Here is an 18,308-nt window from a genome sequence, read left to right on the forward strand (position 1 = left end):
AAAAGCTGGGTTAATCATTCCCAGCTCTAAACCAAAACAAGTATTAAAGTACACAAAAATTAATCAGATTAAATCTAACTAAAAATGGAAAATATAAATATAGAAGCCTATTTAGAAACATACTATGAAGTAGTTGAAGCTATTACTATTGAATTACAAAAGGATAATCCCACAGGAATTATTGGAGAATATTACTTAGCAAATGGAGTTGGCGGAATGTATGAGCTCGCAAAAAAATGGACAGATGAATTTGAAGCTTTGCATGAGGAAACAGCATGGGGCGAAGAATTAGATTTCTTTGACACTATTGAAGAATTTATAAAAACTAAAAACAATGAGTGAAGATCCAGATAAGCAAAATGATGTCGATTATGTGCCGTCATTTGTAGTATTATTTATTGTAATTCTAATTCTATTTTTTATTTATAACTGACAAATTATGACTTCAGCACAAAAAATAGGTGAGATTATCAAAGCAAAACGCGAAGAAAAAAAAATATCTCAAAAAGATTTATCAATGAAAATTTTTAACGATGATACACACCATGCGCAAATATCAAGGATTGAAAACGGAAAGTATAAAAAGGTACATTTTGACACAATCTATAAAATATTAAAAGCGCTGGATATTGACTTATTTAAAATATTAGTTAACCAATAAACCAATTAAATTATGAAATTTATTTTAACTGAAGCAGAAATTCAAGGAACTGAAGCTTTTAAAAATTTAGAGCCATGTTATAAAAACATCATATTATCCTCATCGAATAAAAAGACAATTAGCCAAGGACTTTTGGTCTTTCGCAACACCGGAGCGATCCCCACAAATATTCTTGGTAACAATCTGAAAGTTTTGAAAGAACTTGTAAGCAAGGAACTAAACAATCCAGTAGATAAAGCCATTATTGGAATTATTCAAGATGCTATTATTTGGGATCGAACAAGTAAAGGAGTGGAGGCAATTATAAATTCGTATAATCCAGAACCAAACAATGAAGAATTTAAAAGCGGTCAAAAATATCAAGGATTTGAGAACGCTTTATTACTAATGGAATTAGATAACAATACTGCTTTGGAAGAATCCTTACTAGCTATTTACGGCTCCGAAACATTTAATAGTGATGCGAATGCGAAAGTATTAGCGGAAGCAATTTACTCTAAATGGTTAAAATTGCGTACGAAGTTTTAATTTATCTATTAAAACGGTTGCATAGTGACAAATACGCCCTGAAAACCGGAGGGCGTATTTTAATTCTTTTTAAGAGAGCTTGAAACTAACATGTAAACATTAATGTTTTTTATAGTTTCTGTTTTAAGTTGAATAAAATATTCATTGTATGAATATGATTGTGTCATTACGTTATTTTCATTCACTGTCTCTATATATTTTCCATTCGCTTCCAAAATTGATTTATAATTTAAATAAACTTCTTTTTGAAAAAATCCATGAATAATAATTTTAGTTCCATCGTCCTCTATGAATCTGGTTAAAGATAAATGTGCTTCAGGTAAATATTCAATATCACACATGTAATCTTTCTCTTTTGTATTGTATGAATATCCATTATTTAAAGCGAAGGTTTCAAACTGTGAAAATGAATATTCCGTTGATTTGTATAAATCATCAAATGGTATGATACATTGCGCATTTGATTGTAGTGTAATAATAAGTAAAATAAGGACTAAGTTGTTTTTCATCACAAAAGTTTAAGTACAATTGGTAGTTAAACAAATGTAATATTATTTTTATATTTTATTGTGATCTTGAATTTTATTTGTAATCCAAATCTCTAACGATATCAATATTAAAGAAATGTTTGAGTTAAAATTTCAAGACAAAAAATCCTTAGGTATCACCTAAGGATTTTTTGTCTTGAAACAATTATCGAAAGTAAATCTTTGTATATTTCATCCTCTCTGCCCCAAGCTTTACCAAAAGTAGAAATTATATATCTAATTGTTTTTTTAAGCTCTCCTTCATTATTTATGCCGGATGTTCCCTTTAATTCCTCATAGATTAATTTAGCCATATCTAAAGTTATGTATGGACCATCATCGGAAGTCTTTTTAATATCACGAATAATAGAATCAATTTCAAGACTTACATGTTTGAGATATTCGAGGTCGTGGTATTTTTTAAATGGGTTCATATCTCTTTTTTCAATAAAATAAAAATATCTTCTTCCAATTCAGAGTAACCTTGATCGTATACAAAATAGTATGTGTTGCCTGTTTTAGCGTTTAAGACACTTGTGAAAAACTCAAAATCAAAACCTTTCTTTACAAGTAATTTTTTCTCAACTTTCACTTTTTCATCTGGATTAAGTTCGTTCAAAATTCTGTAATTTTTTCGAAGTCGATTATTAACGTTTCGAACTAAATTAGTAACGTCCTTATTTTGCCTATTGTTGTAGCTATTACGACAAGAATCTGAGCAAAACATCTTATCTGATCTCCCTATTACTTCCTTACCACAATTCAAACAACATTTTTTAACTTCCTCCATTCGCATTCAATTTATTAATTTTTTCGCTCCAGTTATTTTGCATTTTTTCTGCATATTCTCTTTTACTGGTTTTATTATAATGATCCCCTTGTTTACTCGTTTTGCTCCATCCTAAAACTGAATTAAGAACATTTTTGTCCGTTCCATCGGAGTTGTTTGTTACAAATGACCTACGGCATACGTGCGAGGAAATGAGTTTATATTTTTCAAAGTATCCAACTTTTTTTCGTTTCAATTTTTTGTCAAATAATTTGCCGTACACTAAATAATCAATTTCGCAAATTTGACAGATTGTTTTAATGTGAATATTAAAGTCCGTACGACTAATTTTTGGCGGTAAATTTCCGAAGTTTGAAGTGATTACTTCTGTGACGATTGGATGTATAGGAATAACAACCTTAGTATTTGTTTTCTTCGTTCGTACTTCAAATACGCCGTTTTCCATATTGGAAGTGTCAAGTTTTAAAAAGTCTGATATTCTTAAGCCAGTGTGGATTCCGATTAAAAAATTCTGTTTTGTAATATTTAAGTCGTAATTGTTTGAAAAGTCATGTTTAATAATTGTATTAATTTCTTTTTCCGTCAGATATACACCTTCAATATCATCGTCTTTATCAAAATAAATTCTTTGTTTAAATGACAGACTTACTTCAATATCATTTTCAAGTGCCCGGTTAAGGAAAAATCTAAATCTTCCTATTTGCCTTTCGATAGTTGATACCTGGTAACTTTCCGTCTCTAAGTAATCTACAACTGAATTTAAATCTTTAATCCGAATACTTCGCAATTGTAATTTTTGGCCAATAACCTTTTCATACTCACCAAGTATTTTTATGAACTTACGATATTGACTTTTCAATGCTTCACCCATTGTTTTCTTACGTGAAACCATCCAACTATCTGATTGGGTTTCCAGCCACCAAGTAGCAAAATCAGACACATAAATTGTATGATCTGGCGTAATTAGCATTTCTTCATATTTCGGTCGCATAAAGCTTGTTTTAATCACTTTTTGTAGCCAAGATTTATCTATAACTATCCCTTTACAATAATCTTTGTTGTATTCCTTCAAAATAGAAACTTTCAATTCTTGTAAAGCAATGTTGACATCATTGTTTCCTATAATATTTTGCTCTACTGCATTCCATTCGGAATCCAAAAGCATAACAGTCGTCATAGACGAAATGTCTAGTTTATTATGATAGAATCTAACATATAATTTTTTGATTGATTTTCTCCCCTGAAGATTGTAAGTGATATTCATGGTTAGTTATTTGATAAAAACAAATTTACACATAAAAACCGATTTGACAATATATTTAGAAATAATTTCACTTTTTTTATTTTCAAATGAAATAGTTTCTCTATATTTGTCTAATAATACACATTTGCAATGAAAAAAAATATACAGATAACTCTAACTAAAGAGCAAGTAGATCATGTTATAAAAACAAATAAAGAATCTACCAAAGAGAAGCCTGCTACTTATTCAATTGCTGCTGCTGCACGAGAATTAGGTATTAGTATAGCTACAATTCGCCGATTAATCGAAAATGGTGATATATCTAAAATCTTTATTGGTACATCACCGCGAATTAAACAAGAGGAAATAGATAAATTTTTAAAAACTTAGTATGAAAAGATCAATAACAAAATTCAGATTTTTTGATAAGGAATCAAATAAATTCATGTATGACATGGATGAAATTTTTAAAGATCCGAGCGTCACACCCTCAAAAGTTTTCAGTGGACACGACAGAAGATACAAGGTAGATTTCTATGCTTGGAAAAGCGCAGCAAATGGAAACTTGATTTATGAAGGTGATGTAATTAGAGGGAAATTTGCACCGCCAGCACCTAAAAACTTTTATGGTCCGTCTCCAAGAGAAATTGTGGTTTATGGGATAGTAGTGCGAAATGCTTTTGGGTTCGTTTTGTATAATCTGCGAAAAGGGAGTACAAAAAATGCTTGGAAGTACAAGAACATGAGTAATATAAATTCAATCGAAATCATTGGTAATGAATGTCAAAATCCTGAATTATTATAATTGAAACACAATGAGCAGAGCCGGAAAAAAAATATAGCAAAATGATAACAAAAACAATTCATGAAAAAGGTTTTCAGCTAGTAAAGTTAAAATTAAAAGAAATGCAAAAAATTGGTTCGCCTGGTATTTGCGATTATTGCGCTATACAAATGACAGCTGGGACATTTATTGGTGCTTTGGATAAAATCTATTGTGAAACGTGTTTTCCGGAGTGGGAGCGAAGAGCTGTTTTCTACGATCAAGACGTACCATTCGAAACCAGAGCAATTAATCGTTTGCTTTCTGCGGTTAACATTAATGCCAAAGATTTAACTAAGCAAGACGTATAATATTTTAGTACATGGGAAAGAATAAAGATAAAATTATCATAACCTTTACTTGGGGTTGTGTTGTCTTAGGGACTATAGGTTGGGTTTGTTTTATATTTTTCCTTGTCAAATCAGTAATGTAAAATGAAAAATTCAGACAGAATTTATGTAACACTTGGAGGTAAACAATTAAAGAAAAAGCCGTACCGAGAACAGATTAAGAATTTCTTAAAATGTAATGGTACGGATTTCTTTTTTGTATGGTCTATGAACTTAAAACCTAAACAGGAATTCGTTTGGGTTTATATTGTAATAGGTGATAAGGTGCGCTGGCGTGCTCGTTTTATCGGTTGGGATGATCGTAATGCAGTGGTAGTAAATGACGGTTCAAAAGAACTTAAATCGAAACATCTCGCTCAGTTAATTGACTTCGAGAAACTACCATTTCCATACGAAGAAAGAAAAGGATTTCAAGGATTTAGATATAAGTCATGTTAGACGAAACGAAAACGTATAGCCGTAAGGAGAGTATTGTTTATGACGAAAATGGTACTCCAATCGTAAAATTTAATTCTTACTTACCTGATTTTAAAAAATTATCAGTTGACGGGATTAAATATATGAACCGATATTTCAAAGCTTCTCCCGAAAAATTTGAGGTATACGGACAAAAGGACATCAAAGAAGATAACCAACAACTACAATTATTTTAAATCATGAAACAAACTTATTTAAAATTTATTGCTCAAAGAACAACTGATAATCATACGATTTTGGTAACAGTTATTCCAAATGAAATGTTAGGTAAGGATTTAGCAAATATTTATGAATTACAAGGCTTTAAAATGCCTTCAACAATTTATACTGGCACTTATCCTCAGTTAAAACTAAATACAGACACTATTAAAGAACGTGATGATTTGAAAGGATTAGGGATAGCAGGCATTTTAACTTCTGAGCAATTCTATTGTCAAGAAGAAAATATATCTGATCCATTGGGAATTTCACTAGAAAATCGCTAATTATTTTATCATGACACAAGAAGAAAAATACGAGCAGTTTCCAGTTTTATTGGAACTAAAAAAAGAATGTGAAAACGTTAAATTAAACACGAAAGAATATTGGAAACTTCGATGTAAATATCTTGAAAAAACTCTAGATCAAACTTATACTGTTTTTGAAAGAAACAATTGTCGTGAGTTTTATAATATTCTTAAAAATAAAGAGCGAAACCATGACTAAAGAAGAAAAAATTGCCGAAGCGTATGGAGCGTATTACGACCATTTAAAAAACGGAATAAACGAAACCGGATGGATTAATATTTCTAGGAAGCAGGAATTCGTGGTAGATCTTGATTTGGATTTAAAAACTGTTTTTGAAAACGGTATAGGTCAAGATTTAGCTCGTCCAAAATCCTTACAAGGAATCGAAAACAACAACGGTTACATCAAAATTGAATCTGAATCTGATTTACCAAAAGATCATGGAATATACTGGGTTTTAAGAAGAGGCTTTAATAAGCCAATGTATCGTGTAATTGAATTTTTTGATGAAAAAGAAAATAAATACTGGATGGACTCCTATACACATTTTCAAAAGGCTCAGAGACCGGACGATTTACCGTTATACTAACCTCCTGCGAGAAAGAAACTAAATTAATAACTAATTAAAAATATAATTATGGGGAAGATCGAAAACAGAATCGAACAACTAACAATTGACCAAGCATTAGAACAAGGATATACTCAGTGTGGATATGATGGAACTGATTTTCAACATCTGATGCAAATTAAAGATTTATGTGCAGACGATTTCGAAAGATCAAACATTATACTTGTTGCCGATACAAAAGAAAATTATGTAACAATAGATAATCAGGATATTATGGATTTATTATTAGATAAATATTCAGATGAATCACCTGACGATGATAGCTACGATATTCAATCACGTTTTGAAGAACAATCTGAAAAAATAGAAGCTTTTGTTTCTGAAATAAATGAAGTGTATGCTAAAAAGCCGTGGTATTATTTATGTCACTCAATTCAATTAATACCTAACAAACCCAATTAAAAAACTATACATAAGAAACAGCTACAGAGAATTTTAGAAATCATATATGAAAGTCATTTTTAGAAATCCTGTTTCGGCAATCGAGACCAGTGCCAATTATTACAAATGTATTAATTGCAAACTTGAATTTAGATGGTCAGAAAATTGTCTCAGTCGAATAATAATTGAAGACAAATATAATGACCGGACTGATTGTCTTTGTGAAAAATGTTCTGACTTGTATTTAAGGGATCAAATAAAAATTTAAAGAGAGCCAATATTTTCATTAAAAATTAAAATGCAAGTATTGCGCGTAAATAATGATTTAGCCACCTTTGCTTACTTTGATAGTAATAAGAAAGCCCCTCATTAAAAGCGGCTTTTTCTATTCTCCCAGTAATTGCCTAAACTTAATTTGTATCTGCAATTTTAAAGGCTCAATTATTTCGGAAATCTTTTTGTATGCTGTAACAGGAATCAACCTTTCATTTCTATCTTGAGTAATTCCAGCGCGATTATTAATTTGATATAGATTATAATCACCATACAAGTTTTTAACTTCTAATAAATAACTTCCGACCAGTTTCGCAAGTTCAGTATCAAAAAAAATTACATTATCATTAAAATAACCGACAAATTCAAAATGAGCCTTTCTAAAGTTTTCCTCTAAGTTATTCTCAACTTCACTAGTTGTAGTGTTATTAGGAATAAATTTAATAGGTGCAATATAGGATTGCAGATATGAAAGCGATTTATTTAAATGCGCGTAAGTTTTTTTAAGTACATCAAATCTTTCGTCATGTAATTTATTAAATTTAAAACTTTCTTTATCTTTCAATAAATTAATTTGCGACTGAAACTTATACGTATCGAGAGCATGATTAGATTTTATTTTTTCGATCTTCTTTTCAAATATGTACTTAAGTACTCCGGCAACAAGTAGCGGGAAAACGATTGAAAACACTGGGTTAGAAACTAATTCCGCAAATGAAAAATTTTCCGTCATAATATTTTTTAGTAAATATAGATAAAATAGAATAAAATAAAATGGCTAACGGGTAGTTATATTCTACGTTTTTTAATCTTGCTTATCCTGTGTACGTAACCATCCACTATCATCACCTTTATACGTTTTTTCGGAATGGTGAAAAATAGATTTGCTCTTATAAGGTTCCCTTTTGGAGTCGATTTCTTTGATATAATAATTTGTCTTCGCATTTTCCATAAGTTCAATACCATCAGTAAAAAAACGATAACCAAGATCTATTTTATCCAATGTTTTTGCAAACTCAATTGTGTCGTTTACTCCTAGTCTGTCATTCATTAATACGCCCATTCGCAGCAAGGTCAGTAGTGCGTTGTAGCTACGTTTATCTTTTTCTAGGCCTGATGCTGCTAAAATATGATCATCAACTGTGCCTGTGTTTTTTTCGTTCGTTATCATCGATATTAAATTTAGAGATACAAAATTAATACAGATTGTAATAGGTATTGTAAATTAGCCGTTCTAAATTATAACAAGTTTATAAAAGTTTCTTATTACATGTTATAGCTTATACGATATTGTAAATAAAATAGCTCTAGGCAAAATATAAGTGGCTTGTTCGCTTATCATATAATCAGAAAACGAATAACTATTTTTCTTTCTAACATCAAACAAATTATTGATTGATAATTCAAATCCAAATGGTTTATTTTTCTCTTGATAAAAAAGAGAGGTATTTGCTATATCATAAAAACTAGATTGCTTCACATTGTTTGTGTTTTTTAAACTTTCATAGTCAATTTTGCATGTCCAAAATTTCAGAAAAGTGATTTCAAATGCTGCTGTTATAGCATCAGTTTGATATTTAGATTTTGTTACACCGGAAAATTCACTAAAACCTTTGGTATAGCCAATACTGAAATCCGGCCATTTTTTATATGCTGTTTTAAAAACCAGTCCAATACTTTGATTATTTCTTTGATTCTCCGTAGCAATATCATTTAATACCTGAGTATAGCCAAACCACGACAATTTTGCGTTTAATTTTAAATTAAAACGGTGAATTCTTTTCGAAAAACTACCATTAAGAGCAGTACTCGTTTCAGGATTATCTGTTAAAACGGGAGTGACAAATTGATTTATTCCATCGAGTTCAACCTGATCACGAATTACTTTTACTTTTTTAGAATAATTTAGCATTCCATTCCAGGTAATTCCTCTGTAAGAATTCATTTTTGAATAACGCAGGTTTGCCGAATGGTATTTTTCATTTTCTAATAATGCATTCCCTTTGTAAACCGAATTATAATATTGCAGAGTGTATCTATTTGCCAGTTGATTTACTTCCGGAAATTGATTTTCTAATTTATAATCAAAACTTAAGCTTTCTGATTTATTAAACTCATATTCACTATTCAATTGAGGTTGCAATAGTGTTCTTGATACTGAGTGATCGACATAGTTTTGAAGTGTACTTAAATTGTACCAGTGCAAATAAAGCCCCACTTTATTTAACCATTTTCCAATTATAAATTTATATTCCAGTCCGATATACGCATCATTTAACCTGTAACTAATATTATTTCCGAAACCCGCTGTTGCAAAATCATTAATAGAGCCATCAGTTAAAATTTGGCTTTCAGAAGTTTTAAAATTTGATTTTTCAAAATTATTGCCCAAATTAGTATATAAATGACTTACGTCATTTATAATCCAATAATGTTTAAAAAGAGCATCTATACTGTTAACCTCAGATCCTTTTATCTGCTCAATTCGGTAGTTTTCATCTTCCTGCAAAGGAATTAATCCTTGTAAAAAAGGTTCACTTGTAAACCATCTATTTTTTGGGGTTATTTTGTTATAAGCCTGATTTACAACAAAAGTTGTAGTGTGATTTTTATTGTAATTTTTATGCCATTCAATATATTGCTTAATCGATAAATTATCTGCTTTATTGATGGTTTCAAAAAGATTGGACCCTAAGTTTGTTACAGAATTTAAAGTGCTAACCAGGTCGTTTGTACTGGATTGGTATTGACCGTTATAATACCATTTTTCATTATTAGATGAGGAATAATCCAGTTTTACATTTCCTATTCCTAATACCGATGTGCTTTCTGCATTTCTAATCTTTCTCTCATAATCAATTGTACTATTGTTTAAATATTGATTGTTATTTTCTATTCTTGAGCCCATTAGAACTTTAGATAAAATACCAAACCCGGAAACTGAAAATTTATCTGAAAAATCATGGCTAAAGTTGATAGCACCAAACTCAGATTTATTTTTTACAACATCTGTATTGTCATTAGAAAACGAATATAGATTAGTTAGTGCTTTTCTTCCCGAAAGAAAACTGCTCGCCCCGCCATCAAATCTCATTAAATCATCAAATGTAAAAGTACTTTTACCAATATTATTGGCGTCACCTATAAAACTAACATTGGTTTTTGGTGTATAATAAAATAATGCAGCATGCGCTAAATAAAAACCATTATCTCCTGCTCCGGCTTCTATGCCTGACTGAATATCTCCAAAAACAAATTTCTTTTTATTCTCTTTTAACTTGACGTTCATCGCAAGATCATCACTGTCGGAGACTTGCTTCATAAACCCAACCTCATTAAAATGATCAATAACCTCAATTTTATCCAATGCATCTGCAGGAATATTCTCAACGGCTAATTTAGATCCGCCTCCAAAAAAAGACTTGCCTTCAACCATCATTTTAGTTACTCTTTTACCTTGTACAGTAACATTGCCTTGTTTATCTACTTCAACACCGGGCAGTTTTTCCAGAATTTCTTTCATTTTACGCTCGTTGCCGTTTGCAAAACTATTGACATCAAAAATTAATGTATCTTTTTTAACAACAATAGGCTTAAACTCATGTTTGATGATAATTTCTTTGAGTTGTGCTCCAGTTGGTTTTAATTTAAAATCATGGTTAATTTTTTCAGAATTGGATTCTAAAATTAAAACTTCTTCAATATATCCAATATAGGAAACAGTAATCTCGTATTTTACATTTTTTTCAAGTTCCAATTTATATCGCCCTTTACTATCTGCAATAGCAAATTTTATATTTGCTTTTTCCTTAACTGGTTTGGCAATAATATTGGCTGATTCTAAAGGTTTATATGTGTCATCAGATACTACTCCAATAAGAACTTTTGTCTGAGAAAATGAAAATGTAGATACTAAAAGAAAAAACATAAATAGCTTTGTCATTATCTGTCCATATTTTCTTGCTCTTTTATTAATCTTTTTTGATATTCTACCTCAGTTAAAAATTTAACATTTGGAGGATCTAAATTTATTTTAGGTGCAGAGATATTAAATTCTATTTTAGTTGCGTAGAAGTGTATACCACCTGCCCCATAGTTAGCTTCTAAAACTAGTCCTGGCACTCCATCTAAGCCCATTGGTCCAAAAGATACAGGAATTTGTGGTGTAAACCATACTTCGGAATTAAAAACAGCTGTTGAATTTCTTCTCGTATTAAATTCCTCCCATTTGCATATTGCTTTATAACATGTATAACCGCTTATTTTTTTCGTTTCTGATGTAATTTCCCAATTATACTGATCGAAAGGTATAACTATATTTAATTTTTCTCCTTCTTGTTCCTCGAAACGTATTTTTTTCTTGTTATTAAAATCTATATAATATTTATTACCAACCAGCGATGCAACAAACGAATAATAATCAAAATCTTCATTGGATAATGGTTTATCAACAATTGTAAAAAGACTTTTGCCTCTTGAATAATAAAGTTCACATTCAATTCTTTCGTAAGCGTTCTCAAATTTAATCATATCATCGATTTCCTCTTTATTGAAATCTTTGCTTTTTAGTCTTTCTGGAGGCTGAAGTTTATAAACTACCTTGTTTATATTAGAAGATAATAAATCATTCTCCAAGTCTTGAGACAAGAGAATGTTTCCAGCAAACAATAACAAAACATTCAAAATAAATTTCAATTTTTCCATTTTCAATTTTTTTATTAAAATAAGAATCAAGCCAATTTAATTAGGAATTAAATTGACTTGATTCAAAGGATATTCTAAATTAAATGCTTACAATTCAATTGAATCAAATCTCGGAAGTTCTGGTTGTAACATTTCCACCGGTTTATTTAAAGTCTTACATGCTGCTGCATATTGTTTTTTAATGCTGTTGTACTGACTTGAGGTGAAACAAAGACCATATCGATCGTGAAATGCTGCTTCTTTTTGATTAGTAATGATAGTTGCAATTTGATCACAATTTGTCACAACTTCAATACTTGTGCTTTTAACTTTTTCTTTCGCTAAAACAATACAATTAAATGCCATAATTGTTAAAGCAGTAAACATTAATTTTTTCATAAATAAAATTTTAATTAATTATTAATATAACAAAATGATTTCTGCAGATTCTTTTTGTTATTCAATATTAAATTATATCAAGTATTTACGCACATATTAAATATACTTAAATATACACGTGTATAAATAAAAAATTTAAATAAGTGAGCAGTAATTTTTTAAAACTCACTCTGCGTTGATTATAAGAAAAAAATATTTTAAATTTTGATTTAATAAGGAAAATAGATGAATTTCAAAATATCAATCATTGTTAAACAGAACTTTTTTATTGTATTCTTCTTCTGTAATTGTTTTTCCCTTAGGAAGTACTACTTGCTTTTTTTCTTTTAAATCTATAGAAGATACATAATATGTAGTTTCTCCTTCTTTCAATTCTATAATTAAACCCGGCAAACCATTATAATTTTTAGGACCATACGGAAAAGGAATACTTGGAGAAAACCAAGCTTCTACAGTCTTAATCTTAACTTTATTATCTCTTGCAACATATGACTCATTATATATTGCTTTATAACACAAATAATCTCCTATTTGCTTGTTCTCCTTACTAATTTCCCAATTAATATTTTTCCTAATCTTTTTTATAATAACGCCACTACCATCATCATAAAACTCAGTATTCTCATTTTTGTCGAAATAATAGTCATAATCACAGGTATATAAGCTTGATGCCAATTCTGAAACTGCTCTTTCATGTTCAGTTTCCAGTGCTTTATTTTGCAAAAAACAAATCTTCGAATCATTAACTATTAATCTAAATGCCTGTTTTTCTGCAATCTCTTTAACAGCTATTACTTGACGATCCATATCGTCATTGAATTGGGCTTCAAAAAAAATTGGCTTAATTTTATAGGTTACAACTCCTGATTTACTTTGTGAAAAAGTAATTCCATAAAATAAAATCATGTAAAACGACAAAATTACTTTGTTTTTCATATATTGTTTTTTTAGTATTTAGTTAAAAAGGAAATACAACGTTAAATTGTATTTCCCTTTGGTTTTTAAAATAGCTTATGGCTGAACATCAAAGACTTCGTCTTTCTCAGCGTATGGCGCCTCATAAGCTGCGGTAGCACATGTTTTATAAGCTTTTTGATATATTCTATAGGATGCTGGCCCAGATAATTTATTTCCAGGATCAGCCCTATCTAAATGTCTGCCAGCATAAGCCCAACAATCAGTAACTACCACTTGATTTTTTTCTTCCTTTTTGTCTAAATCATCTTTCTTGATAGATGAATTTGCAATGGCAGCACCACTAAATCCCAACACTACTAAAGTAGTAAATACTAATTTTTTCATAATATATAAATTAAATAATTAAATAGAACAAAAATGTTTCTGCAGAAATTTTTGTTTTTCAATATTAGAATATATTAAGTATTTACGCACATATTAAATATACTTAAAGATACACGCGTATAAATAAAAAGTTTAAATAATTGAGTAATAATTTTATAAAACTCACTCTGTGTTGGTTATAAGAAAAAAAAATATTTAGATTTTAATTTTTGACGAAAATAAATGAAATCCAAAGCAAAATAAAATATAAATTAATATTAGACTGACTTGTTTTTAAAAGTCTGGAGATTTATCTATGACCTCTTGTCTGTTTATTTCATCTTGATTTGTCAGATAAATTAAGGTTGTTTCTTTTTCAGAATGTCCAAAAACACCTTTTATTGCATCTAAACTTATTCCCGCTGCAGACTTTTTGTTTCCTCCATATTTTTTAATTGAATACATTGAGTGATTAATCTTCAATCCTTTCTTGACGATGGTTTCCCATCGTCTAGTTGCGGTATCACGATTCATGTGAGTTGGACCCGGTATAAAGTCTTCATGTTTTCCAACATTTCCTGCTCCAGGTGTTCTGAAGCTTCCAAATAAATAGTAGTTTTTTGGTAAATTCTCAAAATTCATTTTTTCAAGATCTGCTTTTAGGTATTTATTTATTGGCAGTGTTCTATATTTTTTTCTGTCTTTGGTGTTTTTTGGAATTAGCTGGATAATATCCTTATCCATATCGATCATCGAAAGTTGGATTAAAAGGATTTCTTCTGGCCGAATTCCTAAGTGAAAAATTAGTGAAATGAAATTATAAAAATTGTGATGATTTTGTTTCAGTTCATTTTTAATAATAGCCATATCCTTATCACTTGGTGGTAAATTGGCAATACTATCTTCGACCTTTAAATTATTGATTTTAAAAGCAGGGTTGTCTTCTATTATTTCCCATTGTATTAATTCACTAAGAATCGCTTTTAAATGATTTAAATGTTTGTTGTATGATTTGTTAGTCCAATTATGGGTAAACATGCATTTTTCCATTATAAGCTTTAAGTGCGCTCGCTTTGTGTCTTCTATTTTTAGATAATCTAAACCGGCTACTTTTATACCTTCCTCTATATAATTCAAAGTGGTGTTATATCCGGAATATGTTTTTTTAGCAACATGATCTTCTTTCTTCTCCAAACCAAATTTTAGAGCATCAATAATATACATGTCTTTTTGATTCTGTATCTCGTCCGGTAAATTTGGATTCCAGCCATTCTTCAGATCAATTAGTAGAGCCCTGCAGATTTCATTATATTCAGATTCTCTTTTTTTTAAATCAGTAATTTTATTGAGTCCAAAAGATTCTCTGAATTGTTTACCTTCATATCTGTAATGAATGTACCAGCCTTTTTTAGCTTTGGAAAGTTTAGGTATTGTGTATTTTATATTCATTTGTGTGCATTTTGTGTGCAATAAAGATATAAAAAAACGGGAAACCCAGTGTTTGTTGAGTTTCCCGTTAGAGTGCGGAGAAAGAGGGATTCGAACCCCCGGACCTGTTACAGTCAACAGTTTTCAAGACTGCCGCATTCGACCGCTCTGCCATTTCTCCAGTATGTTGCGATCATTTGCTGATTGCGAGTGCAAATATAAGACGCTTTTTCGGTTCTCAAAACTTTTTTAAAGCTTTTTTACTGATTATTTTAAATTAATTTTTAAGTCATTCATAATCAGTATTTATTTTAAAAACAATTTTACGTTAAATAACGGGATTAGTCCAAAATAGGCACCGGTTTTTTGTTTTCATCGACTGCGACAAACGAAAAAGTTCCTGAAACTACCGTTTCGCGAAGCTCTGAATACATTTGTTCCATGAAAATATCAACGTGAATTTTACAACTTGTTCTTCCTACACTAATCACTTTCGCTACTAATTCGATTAAAGTTCCAGCCGGAATAGCTTTTTTAAAGTCAATTTGTCCAGTTGAAATTGTTACAACTTTCTTTCTGCTGAATCTTGTAGCGCAAATAAAAGCAACTTCATCCATCAAATGAAGTGCAGTTCCTCCAAATAAAGTATCATAATGATTTGTCGTACTCGGAAAAACGGCCTTAAATATATGAGTTTCTGATTTTACGATGCGTTCTTCTAATGTACCCATATTAGTAGTTTACGTAATCAGTAATTTCAAGTCCGTAGCCAATCATTCCGACACGCTTTGTCTGTTCTGTGTTCGATACTAATCTAATTTTAGAAATATCGATATCATGTAAGATTTGAGCACCAATTCCGTAGTCTTTACTGTCAATGATTACTTTTGGAGCTTTCATTGTACCTCCTGCCTGTAATGATTTAAGCTCAGAGATACGGCTTAATAGGTTTACTGCCTGCATATCCTGATTGATAAAAACTACAGCACCTTTTCCGTTTTCATTAATAACTTTAAACATACCGTCTAATTGTTGTTCGGCATTGTTGGTTAAAGTTCCTAATAAATCATTATTTACTTGCGAAGAGTGAATTCTGGTTAAGATTGGTTCCCCAAGATTCCATGTTCCTTTAGTTAAGGCAATATGAATTTGTTTATTGGTAGTTTGTTCGTAAGCTCTAAGTCTGAAAGTGCCGAAACGGGTTTCGATATCAAAATCTTCTTTTTTAACGATCAGGCTGTCGTGCTGCATTCTATAAGCAACAAGGTCTTCAATCGAAACTAATTTTAGATTGAATTTCTTCGCCACCTTTACCAATTCAGGCAAACGAGACATAGTTCCGTCTTCATTTAAAATCTCACAAATAACACCAGCAGATTTAAATCCGGCTAATCGTGCGAAGTCAATTGCGGCTTCTGTGTGCCCCGTTCTTCTTAAAACACCACCTTGCTTTGCAATTAAAGGGAAAATGTGTCCTGGACGTGCTAAATCATGTGGTTTTGTATTACCATCAACTAAAGCCTGTACTGTTTTAGATCGGTCAGCTGCTGAAATTCCTGTGGTAACACCATGTCCTTTTAAATCTACAGAAACAGTAAAAGCGGTTTCCATATGATCAGTATTGTTGCTTACCATAGCACGTAAATCCAACTCCTTGCAACGGCTTTCAGTAAGCGGTGTACAAATTAAACCGCGTCCGTGAGTCGCCATAAAATTGATCATTTCCGGAGTTACTTTTTCAGCCGCAGCCAAAAAATCACCTTCGTTTTCGCGATCTTCATCATCGACTACAATGATTACTTTACCTTGACGAATATCTTCTATAGCTTCTTCAATGGTATTCAGTTGTATTTTTGTTGTTGACATAATTATTATTGCTTTTGAGCAGGAGTAAACCGCTCAGAAATTTTTTGAAATAGTTGTAAAATCGGAGTTGTGATCGCATCAAAATTTATTAATCCGTTGTCGTTTGTAGCGCGATACGTCAATAAAACAGCTAATGGAAGTAATATAAAGGATGACATCCATGATCCCATAAAAGGACTCATTCCGCCTTCCTGAGAAAGTCGTTTTCCAAAAGTATTGATGAAATGAAAAGTAATAAAAATTAATACCGCAAAGACAATAGGTAATCCTAGTCCGCCTTTACGAATGATTGCGCCTAGCGGGGCACCAATAAAAAACATTAAAAAGCACGCAAAAGCAATAACAAACTTCTCGTATAAAGCACTTAAGTGTTTATTGATATCTCTTTGTTTGTCTTTTAGTTCTTTTTGAGTAGCGTCTATAGAATAAGTGTTGCTGGTAACGTTGCTGGCGGCCATTTTTATTATATCCAGCTTTTGTTTATTTGTATAGAGTGATAAAAGATCGTTAGGCAACGATTTTTTCTTTTTCTCAGTTTTTATAACAACAGGAGGTTGTTTTTTAATTCCAACACGTTGATTTATATTTTCTGAAAATGAGAGGATTTCATTATCCAGGTTTTTATTTAAAGAGTCTAATGTATAACGTAATTCATTTACATTCAGCATTCCGTTGGTGCTGCTAATTTCCTGATTATCGTCAACCTTATTTAATTCAGATAAATCAATATTGATGATTTGTTTCTTAAATGCAGCTTTTACAAACGGCAATTTAGCACGGTCTTCGTATTTTTTTGGAGTAACATCCTGATAGTAATAGCCGTCATTTAAAACTAGTTTTAAAATGCTGGATTTCTCATTACTGATTAACTTACCATTCTTAGCTTTGATAACGGTTTTATTTTCACCAACGTTATTCGCTTTTTCGTGAATGGTAACTCCGGTTAAGATATTGCCGTTTTCTCCCGACTTTTTGTTTACCTTAATGTTGTAAGTTCCAACGTCGTTAAACTGACCTTCGGCAATAGCCATGGCAGGTTTTGCCTGAGCGATGTTTTTTCGGAAATTAACAAACTTGTATTCAGCGTACGGAATCACATTATTGGCAAACCAAAACGCCACAATACTCAGAACAAAGATGAATACGATTAAAACGCGCATCGCTCTTTGCAATGATATTCCGGAAGATTTCATAGCGGCGAATTCATAATTCTCAGCCAGATTTCCGAAAGTCATAATAGAAGCCAATAAAACCGATAATGGTAAAACTAACGGAATAATTCTCGGCATTGAGAAAAGAAGGAATTTTACAACCAATATCAAATCAAGGTCTTTACCTGCTAATTCTGAGATAAAAAGCCATACGGTTTGAAGTATGAATATAAAAAAAAGGATTACGAATACCGTAGTAAACGTAATCAGAAATGTTTTTAGTAAGTATTTGTCTAAAATTTTCAACCTTGT

At 30.9% G+C, this 18,308-nt stretch carries 27 protein-coding genes and 1 tRNA gene; 12 read left to right on the plus strand and 16 right to left on the minus strand.

All coding sequences use genetic code 11. The annotated features are described in order from the left end of the window. Positions 1–84 precede the first annotated feature (84 nt). The 3 genes from AC6CH4_RS13140 to AC6CH4_RS13150 all read left to right on the plus strand — a co-directional run bounded on the left by AC6CH4_RS13140 (position 85) and on the right by AC6CH4_RS13150 (position 1,189). On the plus strand, positions 85–342 hold the full coding sequence (locus AC6CH4_RS13140; RefSeq protein WP_498103591.1) for a hypothetical protein: 258 nt from the start codon (positions 85–87) through the stop codon (positions 340–342). Between the two features lie 97 nt (positions 343–439). Beyond that, the gene (locus AC6CH4_RS13145; protein WP_498103593.1) at positions 440–661 is read left to right on the plus strand and encodes a helix-turn-helix domain-containing protein; all 222 of its coding nucleotides are present in this window, start codon (positions 440–442) and stop codon (positions 659–661) included. Positions 662–673: 12 nt separating this feature from the next. Beyond that, positions 674–1,189, plus strand: a complete 516-nt coding sequence (locus tag AC6CH4_RS13150) for a hypothetical protein (protein WP_498103595.1) — start codon at positions 674–676, stop codon at positions 1,187–1,189. A gap of 59 nt (positions 1,190–1,248) precedes the next feature. Here the strand turns inward: AC6CH4_RS13150 and AC6CH4_RS13155 are convergent, their stop codons facing one another. The 4 genes from AC6CH4_RS13155 to AC6CH4_RS13170 form a co-directional block, all read right to left on the minus strand. Next, positions 1,249–1,698: a hypothetical protein gene (locus AC6CH4_RS13155; RefSeq protein WP_498103597.1), complete on the minus strand. Its 450-nt coding sequence runs from the start codon at positions 1,696–1,698 to the stop codon at positions 1,249–1,251. Between the two features lie 155 nt (positions 1,699–1,853). Beyond that, positions 1,854–2,150 (minus strand): hypothetical protein, encoded by a 297-nt coding sequence (locus tag AC6CH4_RS13160; RefSeq protein ID WP_498103599.1) that lies wholly within the window; start codon positions 2,148–2,150, stop codon positions 1,854–1,856. Further along, positions 2,147–2,506, minus strand: a complete 360-nt coding sequence (locus AC6CH4_RS13165; protein WP_498103601.1) for a hypothetical protein — start codon at positions 2,504–2,506, stop codon at positions 2,147–2,149. The genes AC6CH4_RS13160 and AC6CH4_RS13165 overlap by 4 nt, the downstream gene beginning before the upstream one ends. Next, positions 2,493–3,770, minus strand: coding sequence for a tyrosine-type recombinase/integrase (locus AC6CH4_RS13170; RefSeq protein ID WP_498103603.1), 1,278 nt, complete (start codon positions 3,768–3,770; stop codon positions 2,493–2,495). Before AC6CH4_RS13170 ends, AC6CH4_RS13165 begins: the two co-directional genes overlap by 14 nt. A 129-nt stretch (positions 3,771–3,899) precedes the next feature. On the opposite strand from AC6CH4_RS13170, the gene AC6CH4_RS13175 reads away from it, so the two are divergent. From AC6CH4_RS13175 to AC6CH4_RS13215, 9 genes are all read left to right on the plus strand, one after another. Next, the gene (locus tag AC6CH4_RS13175) at positions 3,900–4,139 is read left to right on the plus strand and encodes a helix-turn-helix domain-containing protein (protein ID WP_498103605.1); all 240 of its coding nucleotides are present in this window, start codon (positions 3,900–3,902) and stop codon (positions 4,137–4,139) included. Between the two features lies 1 nt (position 4,140). After that, a complete protein-coding gene (locus AC6CH4_RS13180) occupies positions 4,141–4,554 on the plus strand; it encodes a YopX family protein (protein ID WP_498103607.1) in 414 nt (137 codons plus the stop codon). A 41-nt stretch (positions 4,555–4,595) separates the two neighbouring features. Beyond that, positions 4,596–4,883, plus strand: coding sequence for an LIM domain-containing protein (locus AC6CH4_RS13185; RefSeq protein WP_498103609.1), 288 nt, complete (start codon positions 4,596–4,598; stop codon positions 4,881–4,883). A gap of 123 nt (positions 4,884–5,006) precedes the next feature. Then, positions 5,007–5,360, plus strand: a complete 354-nt coding sequence (locus AC6CH4_RS13190; RefSeq protein WP_498103611.1) for a hypothetical protein — start codon at positions 5,007–5,009, stop codon at positions 5,358–5,360. Next, positions 5,354–5,575: a hypothetical protein gene (locus AC6CH4_RS13195; RefSeq protein WP_498103613.1), complete on the plus strand. Its 222-nt coding sequence runs from the start codon at positions 5,354–5,356 to the stop codon at positions 5,573–5,575. Before AC6CH4_RS13190 ends, AC6CH4_RS13195 begins: the two co-directional genes overlap by 7 nt. Before the next feature lie 3 nt (positions 5,576–5,578). Then, positions 5,579–5,884 (plus strand): hypothetical protein, encoded by a 306-nt coding sequence (locus AC6CH4_RS13200; protein ID WP_498103615.1) that lies wholly within the window; start codon positions 5,579–5,581, stop codon positions 5,882–5,884. Between the two features lie 10 nt (positions 5,885–5,894). Beyond that, positions 5,895–6,104: a hypothetical protein gene (locus AC6CH4_RS13205; RefSeq protein ID WP_498103617.1), complete on the plus strand. Its 210-nt coding sequence runs from the start codon at positions 5,895–5,897 to the stop codon at positions 6,102–6,104. Beyond that, positions 6,097–6,495 carry a hypothetical protein gene (locus AC6CH4_RS13210; RefSeq protein ID WP_498103619.1) on the plus strand — a complete coding sequence of 133 codons (399 nt, stop codon included), beginning with the start codon at positions 6,097–6,099 and terminating at the stop codon, positions 6,493–6,495. The genes AC6CH4_RS13205 and AC6CH4_RS13210 overlap by 8 nt, the downstream gene beginning before the upstream one ends. A 48-nt stretch (positions 6,496–6,543) precedes the next feature. After that, positions 6,544–6,936 carry a hypothetical protein gene (locus tag AC6CH4_RS13215; RefSeq protein ID WP_498103621.1) on the plus strand — a complete coding sequence of 131 codons (393 nt, stop codon included), beginning with the start codon at positions 6,544–6,546 and terminating at the stop codon, positions 6,934–6,936. A gap of 364 nt (positions 6,937–7,300) precedes the next feature. Here AC6CH4_RS13215 and AC6CH4_RS13220 read toward each other — a convergent pair whose 3' ends face one another. The 12 genes from AC6CH4_RS13220 to AC6CH4_RS13275 form a co-directional block, all read right to left on the minus strand. Continuing rightward, positions 7,301–7,921 (minus strand): hypothetical protein, encoded by a 621-nt coding sequence (locus AC6CH4_RS13220; RefSeq protein ID WP_498103623.1) that lies wholly within the window; start codon positions 7,919–7,921, stop codon positions 7,301–7,303. 72 nt (positions 7,922–7,993) lie between these two features. After that, positions 7,994–8,359 (minus strand): hypothetical protein, encoded by a 366-nt coding sequence (locus AC6CH4_RS13225; protein ID WP_498103625.1) that lies wholly within the window; start codon positions 8,357–8,359, stop codon positions 7,994–7,996. Between the two features lie 102 nt (positions 8,360–8,461). After that, positions 8,462–11,131: a carboxypeptidase-like regulatory domain-containing protein gene (locus AC6CH4_RS13230; protein ID WP_498103627.1), complete on the minus strand. Its 2,670-nt coding sequence runs from the start codon at positions 11,129–11,131 to the stop codon at positions 8,462–8,464. Then, positions 11,131–11,892: a GLPGLI family protein gene (locus tag AC6CH4_RS13235; RefSeq protein ID WP_498103629.1), complete on the minus strand. Its 762-nt coding sequence runs from the start codon at positions 11,890–11,892 to the stop codon at positions 11,131–11,133. Before AC6CH4_RS13235 ends, AC6CH4_RS13230 begins: the two co-directional genes overlap by 1 nt. An 87-nt stretch (positions 11,893–11,979) precedes the next feature. Next, on the minus strand, positions 11,980–12,270 hold the full coding sequence (locus AC6CH4_RS13240; protein WP_498103630.1) for a hypothetical protein: 291 nt from the start codon (positions 12,268–12,270) through the stop codon (positions 11,980–11,982). Between the two features lie 240 nt (positions 12,271–12,510). Continuing rightward, positions 12,511–13,206 (minus strand): GLPGLI family protein, encoded by a 696-nt coding sequence (locus AC6CH4_RS13245; protein WP_498103632.1) that lies wholly within the window; start codon positions 13,204–13,206, stop codon positions 12,511–12,513. Between the two features lie 75 nt (positions 13,207–13,281). Continuing rightward, complete coding sequence (locus tag AC6CH4_RS13250) at positions 13,282–13,572, minus strand: hypothetical protein (RefSeq protein ID WP_498103634.1); 291 nt, start codon at positions 13,570–13,572, stop codon at positions 13,282–13,284. A gap of 273 nt (positions 13,573–13,845) precedes the next feature. Then, on the minus strand, positions 13,846–15,000 hold the full coding sequence (locus AC6CH4_RS13255; protein ID WP_498103636.1) for a tyrosine-type recombinase/integrase: 1,155 nt from the start codon (positions 14,998–15,000) through the stop codon (positions 13,846–13,848). 75 nt (positions 15,001–15,075) lie between these two features. Continuing rightward, positions 15,076–15,160: transfer RNA gene (locus tag AC6CH4_RS13260), tRNA-Ser, on the minus strand. Between the two features lie 160 nt (positions 15,161–15,320). Continuing rightward, positions 15,321–15,710 carry an acyl-CoA thioesterase gene (locus AC6CH4_RS13265; protein ID WP_192185583.1) on the minus strand — a complete coding sequence of 130 codons (390 nt, stop codon included), beginning with the start codon at positions 15,708–15,710 and terminating at the stop codon, positions 15,321–15,323. Position 15,711: 1 nt separating this feature from the next. After that, complete coding sequence (gene ribB, locus AC6CH4_RS13270) at positions 15,712–16,845, minus strand: 3,4-dihydroxy-2-butanone-4-phosphate synthase (protein WP_192185582.1); 1,134 nt, start codon at positions 16,843–16,845, stop codon at positions 15,712–15,714. A 5-nt stretch (positions 16,846–16,850) separates the two neighbouring features. Continuing rightward, positions 16,851–18,302 (minus strand): LptF/LptG family permease, encoded by a 1,452-nt coding sequence (locus tag AC6CH4_RS13275; RefSeq protein ID WP_498103638.1) that lies wholly within the window; start codon positions 18,300–18,302, stop codon positions 16,851–16,853. Between the last annotated feature and the right edge of the window lie 6 nt (positions 18,303–18,308).

Source organism: Flavobacterium sp. GQ95, from assembly GCF_059758655.1.

What these genes read in the sequence shown, in the direction of transcription:
- AC6CH4_RS13140 (WP_498103591.1), top strand. Translation starts at nt 85, where the DNA reads ATGGAAAATATAAATATAGAAGCCTATTTAGAAACATACTATGAAGTA.
- AC6CH4_RS13145 (WP_498103593.1), top strand. Translation starts at nt 440, where the DNA reads ATGACTTCAGCACAAAAAATAGGTGAGATTATCAAAGCAAAACGCGAA.
- AC6CH4_RS13150 (WP_498103595.1), top strand. Translation starts at nt 674, where the DNA reads ATGAAATTTATTTTAACTGAAGCAGAAATTCAAGGAACTGAAGCTTTT.
- AC6CH4_RS13155 (WP_498103597.1), bottom strand. Translation starts at nt 1,698, where the DNA reads ATGAAAAACAACTTAGTCCTTATTTTACTTATTATTACACTACAATCA.
- AC6CH4_RS13160 (WP_498103599.1), bottom strand. Translation starts at nt 2,150, where the DNA reads ATGAACCCATTTAAAAAATACCACGACCTCGAATATCTCAAACATGTA.
- AC6CH4_RS13165 (WP_498103601.1), bottom strand. Translation starts at nt 2,506, where the DNA reads ATGGAGGAAGTTAAAAAATGTTGTTTGAATTGTGGTAAGGAAGTAATA.
- AC6CH4_RS13170 (WP_498103603.1), bottom strand. Translation starts at nt 3,770, where the DNA reads ATGAATATCACTTACAATCTTCAGGGGAGAAAATCAATCAAAAAATTA.
- AC6CH4_RS13175 (WP_498103605.1), top strand. Translation starts at nt 3,900, where the DNA reads ATGAAAAAAAATATACAGATAACTCTAACTAAAGAGCAAGTAGATCAT.
- AC6CH4_RS13180 (WP_498103607.1), top strand. Translation starts at nt 4,141, where the DNA reads ATGAAAAGATCAATAACAAAATTCAGATTTTTTGATAAGGAATCAAAT.
- AC6CH4_RS13185 (WP_498103609.1), top strand. Translation starts at nt 4,596, where the DNA reads ATGATAACAAAAACAATTCATGAAAAAGGTTTTCAGCTAGTAAAGTTA.
- AC6CH4_RS13190 (WP_498103611.1), top strand. Translation starts at nt 5,007, where the DNA reads ATGAAAAATTCAGACAGAATTTATGTAACACTTGGAGGTAAACAATTA.
- AC6CH4_RS13195 (WP_498103613.1), top strand. Translation starts at nt 5,354, where the DNA reads ATGTTAGACGAAACGAAAACGTATAGCCGTAAGGAGAGTATTGTTTAT.
- AC6CH4_RS13200 (WP_498103615.1), top strand. Translation starts at nt 5,579, where the DNA reads ATGAAACAAACTTATTTAAAATTTATTGCTCAAAGAACAACTGATAAT.
- AC6CH4_RS13205 (WP_498103617.1), top strand. Translation starts at nt 5,895, where the DNA reads ATGACACAAGAAGAAAAATACGAGCAGTTTCCAGTTTTATTGGAACTA.
- AC6CH4_RS13210 (WP_498103619.1), top strand. Translation starts at nt 6,097, where the DNA reads ATGACTAAAGAAGAAAAAATTGCCGAAGCGTATGGAGCGTATTACGAC.
- AC6CH4_RS13215 (WP_498103621.1), top strand. Translation starts at nt 6,544, where the DNA reads ATGGGGAAGATCGAAAACAGAATCGAACAACTAACAATTGACCAAGCA.
- AC6CH4_RS13220 (WP_498103623.1), bottom strand. Translation starts at nt 7,921, where the DNA reads ATGACGGAAAATTTTTCATTTGCGGAATTAGTTTCTAACCCAGTGTTT.
- AC6CH4_RS13225 (WP_498103625.1), bottom strand. Translation starts at nt 8,359, where the DNA reads ATGATAACGAACGAAAAAAACACAGGCACAGTTGATGATCATATTTTA.
- AC6CH4_RS13230 (WP_498103627.1), bottom strand. Translation starts at nt 11,131, where the DNA reads ATGACAAAGCTATTTATGTTTTTTCTTTTAGTATCTACATTTTCATTT.
- AC6CH4_RS13235 (WP_498103629.1), bottom strand. Translation starts at nt 11,892, where the DNA reads ATGGAAAAATTGAAATTTATTTTGAATGTTTTGTTATTGTTTGCTGGA.
- AC6CH4_RS13240 (WP_498103630.1), bottom strand. Translation starts at nt 12,270, where the DNA reads ATGAAAAAATTAATGTTTACTGCTTTAACAATTATGGCATTTAATTGT.
- AC6CH4_RS13245 (WP_498103632.1), bottom strand. Translation starts at nt 13,206, where the DNA reads ATGAAAAACAAAGTAATTTTGTCGTTTTACATGATTTTATTTTATGGA.
- AC6CH4_RS13250 (WP_498103634.1), bottom strand. Translation starts at nt 13,572, where the DNA reads ATGAAAAAATTAGTATTTACTACTTTAGTAGTGTTGGGATTTAGTGGT.
- AC6CH4_RS13255 (WP_498103636.1), bottom strand. Translation starts at nt 15,000, where the DNA reads ATGAATATAAAATACACAATACCTAAACTTTCCAAAGCTAAAAAAGGC.
- AC6CH4_RS13265 (WP_192185583.1), bottom strand. Translation starts at nt 15,710, where the DNA reads ATGGGTACATTAGAAGAACGCATCGTAAAATCAGAAACTCATATATTT.
- ribB (WP_192185582.1), bottom strand. Translation starts at nt 16,845, where the DNA reads ATGTCAACAACAAAAATACAACTGAATACCATTGAAGAAGCTATAGAA.